Raw genomic sequence first — 1,729 nt, 5'->3', positions numbered from 1 at the left:
CCCGCTGCGCGCTTGTCAGAAGCCGTCCATAAGGAAGATAACACAGTGGCTAAACCCAAAGACGATAGCGACGCAGTGGCAAATAACCTTTCTCAAGATCCGCACCGGGTCCGCGACGGCGCGGAAAAAGTTCTCGAAGTGGCCATTGGCCGCGAGGTCCGGTCGTTCCGGCGCCAGCAGGGGATCACTGTGGCCGATCTGGCCACGCTGACCGGGCTGTCGATCGGAATGCTGTCAAAGATCGAGAATGGCAATACATCCCCGTCGCTGACCACGCTGCAATTGCTGGCCAACGCACTGAGCGTTCCGATCACATCTTTCTTCCGCCGTTTCGAGGAAACCCGCGAAGCGGTGCATACCAGGTCGGGCGAAGGCGTCGAGACCGAGCGTGCCGGAACGCGGGCGGGCCATCAATATCAGCTGCTGGGGCATCTGGGCGCCAATGCCTCGGGTGTTTTGGTGGAGCCTTACATGATCTCCCTGACCGAAGAGTCGGATGTATTCCCGACCTTCCAGCATGATGGCGTTGAATTGCTTTATATGCTGGAAGGTGAGGTGGATTACCGGCATGGCGACAAGGTTTTTCCGTTGAAGCCTGGAGACACGCTGTTTTTTGATGCCGACGCGCCGCATGGGCCGGAACAGCTGATCAAGCTGCCCGCGCGCTATCTGTCGATCATTTCGTATCCGCAGTCGAGCTGAGCCGCGGCCGGAGCGCTCCCGCCTGCTGCGGAACATCTGAAGATGCCCCTGCACAGTTGGGCGTGGCGCCGCGCATTGCGCGGCGCGGTTGCGTTATGGGGCTGATGTTGCCGAAACAGCCCGCAGCGCGCGAAGCGCGCTGCCCGGCCCAACGCTGCACAGGGGGCAGGCGGAGCCTGCCGTCTGGTGCGGGGGCGGGAGTGCAACGCCGCTTATCTCCGGGCAAAAAAGAAACTGCCGGGCCAGGGGCGGCGGCAGTCAGTGGGGCGGGCCTGAATGACAGGGGGTAGGGACGGCCCGCCGGGTTGGTTCAGAATCAGTCGTCTGCCCAGATACCGTCCGAGGTCGGGCTGCCGTCATCAAACTGCGACAGGTACTCCACCATCAGCGGGCGGTTGTCGATGAAGCCTTTGTAGGTGGCCAGCTCCTCCGGCAGGTCGCGGATGACGCGGTGCAGGCGGCGTGCCCATTTCGGCACCGTTACCAGATCTTCAAACCGGATCAGGTAGCAGCGGATCGGGAACACCAGTGCGTTGGAGCGGGGCAGGCGGAAGAAGGTCTGCAGTTCGACCCTAAGGTGCTGCTTCTCGCCGATGTTTTCTTTTGTCAGTTCCTGCTTCATGGTGCCCCATTTGTGATAATTCTCAGGGCTGGTGTCCAAGAGCGGGTTGACGGTCATGGTCCAATTCAGGCGCCGGGCCGGCTGGCCCTGCTGGATGTTCAGCAAGAACTTCAAGGCGCGCACAAAGATGCCCATTTCATTCGCTTTGGGCACCGGGGCATGCCACTCAAAGAAGTTCATGCCGATGTCGAAATCCAGGCTCCAGTCCGCCTGGGTGGTGACCATGCCGGCATCCATCCACAGGTTGTCGTCGCGCTGGTCCAGCACCGCAAAATCGCCCTGGGTCTGGCGGGTGATGTATTCCATCGGCCCGTAGGGCAGGGTGCTTTCATCCAGGAAGGTGAAGGTATCGTCGATGCCCAGCGGCTTGTTCACCCAGCGCCAGCGGTTGCCGTCCTTGTGCAG

The 1,729-nt window shown here is 61.3% G+C and carries 2 protein-coding genes; one reads left to right on the top strand and one right to left on the bottom strand.

The genetic code is table 11. The features are described from left to right. The first annotated feature begins 75 nt into the window (after positions 1 to 75). Positions 76 to 702: an XRE family transcriptional regulator gene (locus A2I95_RS35555; RefSeq protein WP_164982793.1), complete on the top strand. Its 627-nt coding sequence runs from the start codon at positions 76 to 78 to the stop codon at positions 700 to 702. Between the two features lie 316 nt (positions 703 to 1,018). Here the strand turns inward: A2I95_RS35555 and A2I95_RS35550 are convergent. Then, a partial coding sequence (locus A2I95_RS35550) for a DUF3445 domain-containing protein (RefSeq protein ID WP_291737259.1) occupies positions 1,019 to 1,729 on the bottom strand: 711 nt, incomplete at its 5' end.

This window comes from Leisingera sp. F5 (assembly GCF_001593695.1).
Note: the sequence above shows the minus strand (reverse complement) of the source record. Positions and strands in the feature narration are given on the sequence as shown.